General features: G+C 71.3%; 7 protein-coding genes. 4 read left to right on the forward strand and 3 right to left on the reverse strand.

Annotated elements, in window-relative coordinates:
• Nucleotides 1-226: 226 nt before the first annotated feature.
• A complete protein-coding gene (locus VG899_08405; protein HWA66375.1) occupies nucleotides 227-1,066 on the forward strand; it encodes a hypothetical protein in 840 nt (279 codons plus the stop codon).
• Between the two features lie 201 nt (nucleotides 1,067-1,267).
• Nucleotides 1,268-2,920, forward strand: coding sequence for a DEAD/DEAH box helicase (locus tag VG899_08410; protein HWA66376.1), 1,653 nt, complete (start codon nucleotides 1,268-1,270; stop codon nucleotides 2,918-2,920).
• A 51-nt stretch (nucleotides 2,921-2,971) separates the two neighbouring features.
• Here the strand turns inward: VG899_08410 and VG899_08415 are convergent, their stop codons facing one another.
• From VG899_08415 to VG899_08425, 3 genes are read right to left on the reverse strand one after another with little or no spacing between them, the layout of a single operon-like run.
• On the reverse strand, nucleotides 2,972-4,510 hold the full coding sequence (locus VG899_08415) for an AMP-binding protein (GenBank protein HWA66377.1): 1,539 nt from the start codon (nucleotides 4,508-4,510) through the stop codon (nucleotides 2,972-2,974).
• Nucleotides 4,507-5,490 (reverse strand): acyl-CoA dehydrogenase family protein, encoded by a 984-nt coding sequence (locus tag VG899_08420; GenBank protein HWA66378.1) that lies wholly within the window; start codon nucleotides 5,488-5,490, stop codon nucleotides 4,507-4,509. Before VG899_08420 ends, VG899_08415 begins: the two co-directional genes overlap by 4 nt.
• Nucleotides 5,487-6,719 (reverse strand): acyl-CoA dehydrogenase family protein, encoded by a 1,233-nt coding sequence (locus tag VG899_08425; GenBank protein HWA66379.1) that lies wholly within the window; start codon nucleotides 6,717-6,719, stop codon nucleotides 5,487-5,489. The genes VG899_08420 and VG899_08425 overlap by 4 nt, the downstream gene beginning before the upstream one ends.
• Before the next feature lie 109 nt (nucleotides 6,720-6,828).
• Here VG899_08425 and VG899_08430 point away from each other — a divergent pair, with 109 nt between their 5' ends.
• Nucleotides 6,829-7,461, forward strand: coding sequence for a TetR/AcrR family transcriptional regulator (locus VG899_08430; protein ID HWA66380.1), 633 nt, complete (start codon nucleotides 6,829-6,831; stop codon nucleotides 7,459-7,461).
• Between the two features lie 70 nt (nucleotides 7,462-7,531).
• On the forward strand, nucleotides 7,532-8,008 hold a 477-nt coding region (locus VG899_08435), incomplete at its 3' end, for an ABC transporter permease (GenBank protein ID HWA66381.1).

The raw sequence follows: 8,008 nt of genomic DNA on the forward strand, positions 1-8,008 counted from the left end.
GTCGCGAGCGGCGATCCGGGCGGCGGCTGGCAAGGCGGAGGAGGAGCGCGGTAGCAGCGCTACCGCCGACGACGACAACGCGGTCCAGCCGTCGATCCGGGCGACGCGCAGCAGGACATGCATTGATCAGTGATTCCCTAGGGCCGGTCGCAGCCGCGAGGTTGCGCCGGACGGCCCTGTCCAGCGTGCTCCGGATCAGCGAAGATCTATGACGCGGTCGTCAGGGATGCCTTCGCAGGGGGTCACGTTGATCATTTGCTCGCGGTGCACGATGCACCTCGCGCCCGGTTCGCAGGTGTGCCTCGGGTGCGGTCTCCCGCTCGGCGCCGAGGCGACTCCGCTGGCGGCTCCCGCGATCGAAGCGGTCGCTCCGCCGGCGTTCCAGGCAGCCGACAACCCGTGGCGCAAGGCGCCCACAGCGCCGGAGCCGACCGTCGACGAGCCGGCCCCGATCCTCGCCGCGGCGACCCCCGTCGTACCGACGGCCGCCGTAGCGAACGAGCTTGTCGGTGCCGCCGCTGAGGCTGCGCAACCGAGCGCGCCGACCTCCCCGGCTGCGCCGGTCGCCGAGGCGGCGCCGGTCGCGCCGACGCCCCCCATCACGCCGATCGTCACCCCGATGGCGAACGGCCAGGCCACCGTCGCCGCCGACCTGGCAACTCCCGCCAGCCGCGGGCCGCTGCTGGCCTTCGACCCGCTGCCGCCGGTGGCCGCAGCGGCCGCCGAGGACCCGTACGTGACGGCGACCCCGGCCCCAACGGCTGCCCCGGCTGCGCCGACGACACCGGTCCCGCCGCCGATCCCGGTCGAGGACGCCGCGGGCGGCGGCACGGTACGCGGCCACGCCCACTCGACCGAGCAGACTCTCGCGGTCCCGGCGGCGTACGCCACCTTCGCCCCCGAGCCGACGCAGGCCGTGGCGGCGTACCGGCCGGACTCCGGCACTGCGGACGTCGTCGCCCTCGACTTCCCCGCCGTACTCACCGTCGCGCCGCCTCAGGCCCCGGTCGCGGGCTGGCCCGACAACCCCGCCGACCCCTACGTCCAGACGGCAGAAGCCCGCTGATCTTGACGCTTTCGGCCTGATGGGTGCTCTATCAGGCCGAAAAGGTCAAGATCACCGAGGGTGGCTGGTAGCCTGATGTACGTCGCGGCGTACGCCGCAATCTCCCGTGGGCGAGCTGCCCATGTGGTCGCAAACGTCAGTTGCTCCTTCATTGGGCCGGCTTTTCGTAGTTTCGCGGCCTGAACGCACAGGAGCACAACCATGTCTTCACCCACCCGACATCGCGCTGCGCGCAAGCCGGCAGCGGCCACCTATCAGGGCCAGCGCAGCAAGCCCGCTCGCACCGGCCAGCCGGAGCGCGGCCAGGGCCAGGTCTCTCGCAGCCCGCACCAGGGCCAGAGCAAGGACCACAGCCAGGGCCAGCCGGCTCGCGGCCAGGGTCAGACCTCCCGCGGCCAGCACCAGGGCCAGGGCGCGCCGGCTCGCGGCCAGGGCCAGCCGGCTCGCGGCCAGGGTCCGTCACGCACCCCCGGCAAGCCGAAGCGCCGCACGACCAACGACCGTCCGGTACGCCGGCCCGCGCTGTCCCAGCTCGACCTCGCGCTGAACGCGGCGCAAGAGCTGCCCGAACCCGAGCCGCGCACGTTCGCCCAGCTCGGCCTGCCCGAGGCCGCCGTACGCGTCCTCAACCGGCGCGGCATCGACTCGCCGTTCGCCATCCAGGCGCGGGCGCTGCCCGACGCGATCGCCGGCCGCGACGTACTTGCCCGTGCCCAGACCGGGTCGGGCAAGACACTCGCGTTCGGCCTGCCGATGATGGCGCGCCTCACCGGTGACGGCAGCGCTCGCCGTACCCTTCGCCCGCGCGGCCTCGTCCTCGTCCCGACTCGTGAGCTCGCCCGGCAGGTCGCGAACGACCTCGAGCCGGTCGCCACGATCCTCGGGCTGAAGATCGCCACCGTCTTCGGCGGCGCGCCGATGGGCCGCCAGATCGAGCAGCTGCGCCGCGGTGTCGACGTCGTCGTCGCGACGCCGGGTCGGCTCATCGACCTGATGGAACGCGGCTCGGTGTTGCTCGACGCGGTCGAGATCGCCGTACTCGACGAGGCCGACCACATGGCCGACCTCGGGTTCATGCCGGCGGTCACGAAGATCCTCGACGAGACGCCGCAGGGCCGGCAGTGCCTGCTGTTCTCCGCGACCCTCGACCGCGGCGTAGACAAGCTGGTCGAGCGCTATCTCCACGACCCGGCCATCCACGCGGTCGCGCCGACGCCGATCACGGCTGAGAACATGCGCCACCAGGTCTTCGAGCTCGCCCACGAGGACAAGGTCCCGGTCGCGGCGCAGATCGCGGGACGCCCCGCCCGGACGCTGTTCTTCGTGCGTACCAAGCACGGCGCCGATCGGCTCGCCCGCCAGCTGGTCAACCACGGTGTCGAGGCGGCCGCGATCCACGGCAACCTCAACCAGGGTCAGCGCCAACGTGCGCTCGACGCGTTCGCCAGCGGTCACAGCCGGGTCCTCGTCGCCACCGACGTCGCCGCTCGCGGCATTCACGTCGACGACGTCGATCTCGTCGTGCACTTCGACCCGCCGAACGACCACAAGGACTACCTGCACCGCTCGGGCCGTACGGCGCGGGCCGGCGCGACCGGCACCGTCGTGTCGCTGGTCGAGCCGGGCCAGGTCCGCGACGTCGAGCGCATCCACTCCGCCGCCTCGGTCACTCCCGAGATCGCGCGCGTCACCGACGACCACCCCGCCGTACACGCCCTGGCCACGTCGGGTGAGCCGGTCGTCGTACAGCCCCTCGCCGTACCGGAGCGCCAGCCCCACCCGGGCGGTGGCGGCGCACGCCGACCCCGCTACAACGGCCGGGCCGCGAAGCGCCGGCACGCCAACCCGGCGTGATCTTGACGCTTTCGGCCTGTTGGAGCACCCATCAGGCCGAAAGCGTCAAGATCACCGGGGGTTGAGGAGGGCGCGGACCGCCTTGCGGTCGGTCTTCCCGACCGAGGTGAGCGGTACGGCGTCGAGGATGTGCACCTCGCGGGGGTACTTGTACTTCGCGAGGTGGCCCTTGGAGAACTCGACCAGCTCCTCACCCGTGACGGTCGCACCCGGCCGCAGCGCGACCGCGGCCACGACCTCCTCGCCGGACTCGGCGTCGGCCTTGCCGACGCACGCCGCCTGCGTGACGTCCGGGTGCTGAAGAAGCACCTCTTCGACGTCGCGCGGGTAGACGTTGAACCCGCCGCGGATGATCAGGTCCTTCAGCCGGTCGACGATCGTGAGGTAGCCCTCGTCGTCGAAGCGGCCGACGTCCCCGGTGTGCAGCCAGCCGCCGCGCAGCGCGAACTCCGTCGCCTCCGGGTCGTTCCAGTAGCCCTTCATGACGCTCGGGCCCTGGACGCAGACCTCACCCTCTTCGCCGGCGGGCAGCACGTTGCCGGCCTCGTCCTGGATGGTCACCGTGACCCCGGGCAGCGGCTTGCCGACCGTGCCGGGCTTGTTGAACCCGAACCGGTTTGCGGTCACCCCGGCCGAGGCTTCGGTGAGCCCGTACCCCTCGAAGATCTCCACGCCGAGGCGGCGCTGGACCTCCTCACGCAGCGCCATCGGCAACGGCGCGGCACCGGAGCCGAACATCTGCATCGAGGACAGGTCGTGCTCCTCGATCGGCAGCGCCAGCACCATCGTCATCATCGACGGCACCATCGCGCTCACCTCGAGCCGGTGCTCCTCGACGAGCGTCACCCACGACGGCGCGTCGAACCAGCGCTGCATGACGCTGAAGCCCTGCTCCTCGCTGTGCATCGACGCGCACACGAGCATCAGCCCGTAGGCGTGCGACAGCGGCAGCGGCAGCAGTGAGCGAGTGAACTTCACGTCCGACTGTTGCGTGCTCTGGTGCAGCGAGTGACCTGCCGACCACAGACCTTTGTGGGTGAGCATCACGCCCTTGGAACGCCCGGTCGTGCCGCCGGTGTAGAGCAGCGCGGCCAGGTCGTCGTCGGCTCGCGGCACGATCTCGCCCGGCTCGGTGTTCTCCAGGTCGGCGAAGGACAGCGCGCCAGGGACCGCCTCCACGGCCGGCGCGTCGCCGACGACGATCATCTTGAGGTCGAGGCCGTCGAGCGCCGACTGGAGCAGCGGCACCAGCTCGGGGGTGAGGATCGCCGCCTTCGCGCCCGAGTGCTCGAGCACGTGGTGCAGCTCCGGCGGGCTGATCAGGAACAGGATCGGCGTCACGACCGCGCCCGCCCGCCAGATCGCGTTGTACGACACGAACACCTCGGGGGTGTTCATCATCAGTACGACGACCCGGTCGCCGGGCTCGACGCCGATCGACTGCAGGCCGGCGGCGAAACGCTTGCCGCGCTCGTGCATGTCACCGGTGCTGTAGGTCTTGCCCTCGAAGCACAACGACTCGTAGTCGCCGGTCTTCGCGAAGTGCTCGTCCGACAGCGCCGCCAGGTTGTGGCTGCCGACCTCGCTCATGACGCCGCCGCGATCGCGAGGCGCGCCACGGTGTCGAAGGCCTCGACGTCGTCGCCGAGCAGGAAGCGGTCGACCTTCGCCCTTCGCCAGTACAGATGGGCGTCGTGCTCCCAGGTGAAGCCGATGCCGCCGTGCACCTGCACCAACGTCTCCGCCGTGTGTTCGACCACCGCGGCCGCGGTTCCTTTTGCGGCGGCCGCCGCGAGCGGCAGCTCACTCGGCGACTCGTCCGCTGTCCACGCCGCCCACCACACCAGCGAACGCAGCTGCTCGACGCCGACGAACGCGTCGACCAGCGCGTGCTTGATCGCCTGGTAGGAGCCGATCTGCCGGCCGAACGCGACGCGCTGCTTGGCGTACTCGACACCGATCTCCAGCGCCTTGCTCGCCGTACCCAGACCTTCCGCGGCGAGGACGACCTGGCCGACGTGCAGCGCGCGCTCCCAGCGGGCGACCGCGTCGGCGTCGACGACCTCGAAGCCGTCGTCGAGCGTCACGTCGGCCAGCCCGCGCGTGGCGTCGATCGGTGGCCGCTCGGTGACCGTGGCGGTCCCGACGACGAGCGCGCCGTCGCGCAACGCGAGGAAGGTGTCAGCGGTCGTCGCGTCGAGGACGGGCCCGCCGTGTTCTTCGATGATCGCGTACGCCGCGGAGCCGTCGGCCAGCGCCGCCAACCGGGCCGCGTCGCCGTCGAGCAGCACCGCCGCCCTGGCCGCGGTGACCAGGCTCGGACCGGCGAGCACCCGACCGGCCTGCTCGGCGACGACCGCGAGGTCGAGCACCGACCCGCCGCCGCCACCGGCCGACTCCGCCACCGTGATCGCCGCGAAGCCGGTGTCGGCGATGGCCTTGCGGCCCGGCTCGATCGGCGCGCCGGTGTCGAGGCTCGCCCGCGCCGCGCTCGGCGAGGCAGCGCTGGTGAAGAAGTCGGCGGCCGCGGAGGCGAGGGCGCGCTGCTCGTCGCTGAGGTCGAAGTTCACTGCGCTCCTCCGCCGATCTTGAGACTGTCGTTGAACGACATGCCCTTGTCCGCACGGGGCTCCGGCGGCAGGCCGAGCACCCGCTCACCGAGCACGTTGCGCAGGATCTCGTCGGTGCCGCCGGCGATCGCCATGCCAGGCAGCCCGGCCTGCGAGCTCTGCCAGCGGCCGTCGCCGTCGGCGGTGCTCGCGTAGACGCCCTCGTCGCCGAGCAGCCGCACTCCGAGGTCGGCGAGCGCACGTCCGGTCTTGGTGCCGGCGAGCTTGCCGGCACTGGCCTCCGGTCCGGGCATCGCGCCCTTGGAGATCGCCGACAGCTGTCGGTAGCCGGTGTAGCGGGTCGCGAGCGACGCGGCGTACTGCCGGCCGAACTCCTGACGCACCAGCGCCTGCCGGCCTTCGGGCAGCGCACCGATCCGCTTCGCGACGTGAGCGGCTGCCGCGTCGAGGCTGGTGCCGACGTCGGTGCCGCCGCCGCCGAGGGAGAGCCGCTCACTCATCAGCGTGGTGAGCGCGACCCGCCAGCCGTCGCCGACCTCACCGAGCCGCTCCTCGTCGGGGATCTCCACGTCGTCGAAGAACACCTCGTTGAACTCCGAGACGCCGCTCATCTGACGCAGCGGGCGGACCGTCACGCCCGGCGCGTGCATGTCGACCACGAACATCGTCAGGCCGCGGTGCTTGGCGACGTCGGGATCGGTGCGCGCCAGCAGGATGCCGTAGTCGGAGACGTGGGCGAGCGTGGTCCAGACCTTCTGGCCGTTGACCCGCCAGCTGCCGCTGTCGGTCTTCACGGCCTTGGTACGCAGCGCGGCCAGGTCGCTGCCCGACGCGGGCTCGCTGAACAGCTGGCACCAGACGTCGTCGCCGCGCAGCAGCCGGCCGAGGTAGCGGCTCTTCTGGTCGTCGCTGCCGTGTGCGATCACCGTCGGGCCGCACATGCCGAGACCGATGACGCCGATGAACCCGGCCAACCCGGCCTTGGCGGTCTCCTGGTTGACGATCGCCTGCTGCATCTGGGTGCCGCCCTGGCCGCCGTACTCCTTCGGCCAGGTGACGCCGACCAACCCGCCCTCGTACATCAGCGCCTGATGCCGCTTCGCGGCGTCGACGTCGACGGCGCGCCGGCCGCCCTCGCTGATCGACATCAGCTCGTCGCGGTGCGCCTGGATGTAGTCGCGCACGGTGGCCCGGTAGGCCGCCTCGTCAGGTGTGTCCTCGAAGTCCATGGGGCCCAATCTTTCGCAGCGGAAACATCCGGTCAAGGCAGGCACTTACATGCAGCTCAGAACGTATGTTCGCTACCGCTGACCACCCGCAATGGTTACTGTCAGGCTCATGGCGACGGACACCGGCATCGCCACCCGGCCGGCGCAACGGACGCGGCGGACCCAGGCGGAACGCCGCGCGACCACCCGTCGAGCGCTGCTCGACGCGACGTTGGAGGAGCTCGACGCGGTCGGCTACGCCAACCTCACCACGGCGTCCGTCGTCGCGCGCGCCGGGGTGACGCGGGGCGCGCAGGCCCACTACTTCGCGACCAAGGCCGACCTCGTCGTCCAGGCCCTGCGCCACATCACCGACCAGCTGATCGCAGAGCTGATCGCTCAGCCGCCGAAGCGCTCGGAGTCGGTGAGGGAACAGTACGAACTGCTGCTCAACCGGCTGTGGGAGCTCAACGCGGGGATCGCCTCGACCGCGCTGATCGAGCTGTGGGTCGCCTCCCGCACCGACTCCGAGCTCGCCGAGCACCTCGACCGGTTCCAGAAGGAGATCAGCCGCCACCTCGTCGAGACCGCCGAGACGGTCGCGCCGGAGTTCACCGCCCTGCCCGAGGCGGGGCATCTGCTGATCAACGGCTTCGCCATCATCCGCGGGCTGTGGCTGATGCGAGCCGTGACCAGCGAGCGACGGATCCGCCGGCTGTGGCCCACGGCCCGGGACCAGCTCGTCGCGGGGGCCGGACTCTGATGACGAAACGCCGTGCCGCCGGGTCTCACTTACCTGCGACAGTGCATGCAAGTTGTGGCAAGGTGATGCCGTGACGACGTTCGTCGCCCTGACCCTGGTCGGGCTGGTCACCGGCTGCGTCTACGCGCTGACCGCGGCCGGGCTCGTCGTCACCTACACGACCGCCGGCGTCTTCAACTTCGCCCAGGGCGCGATGGGCATGATGGGCGCCTTCTCGTTCTGGCAGCTGTGGCAGGCGTGGCACATCCCGCTGGGCTTCTCGCTACTCATCGTGCTGGGCGGGTTCGCTCCGCTGTTCGGCGTACTGGTCGCGCGGTTCCTCTTCAACGGCCGCAGCGCCGGCGCCGACCAGTCGCTCGCGCTGACCCTTGCGCTGCTGCTCGTCCTGCTCGGCGCCGCGAGCGCGATCTGGAAGCCGACCACCGCGCGCAGCGTCCCGTCGTGGGCAGGCAACGGCTCGATCACGATCGGCATCCTCAACATCAACGCGATGCAGTTGCTGATCATCGCGACCGCGGTCGCGATCGCGATCGGGCTGCGGCTGATG

The sequence above is a fragment of the Mycobacteriales bacterium genome (assembly GCA_035550055.1).
Lineage (GTDB): Bacteria > Actinomycetota > Actinomycetes > JAFAQI01 > JAFAQI01 > DASZTV01.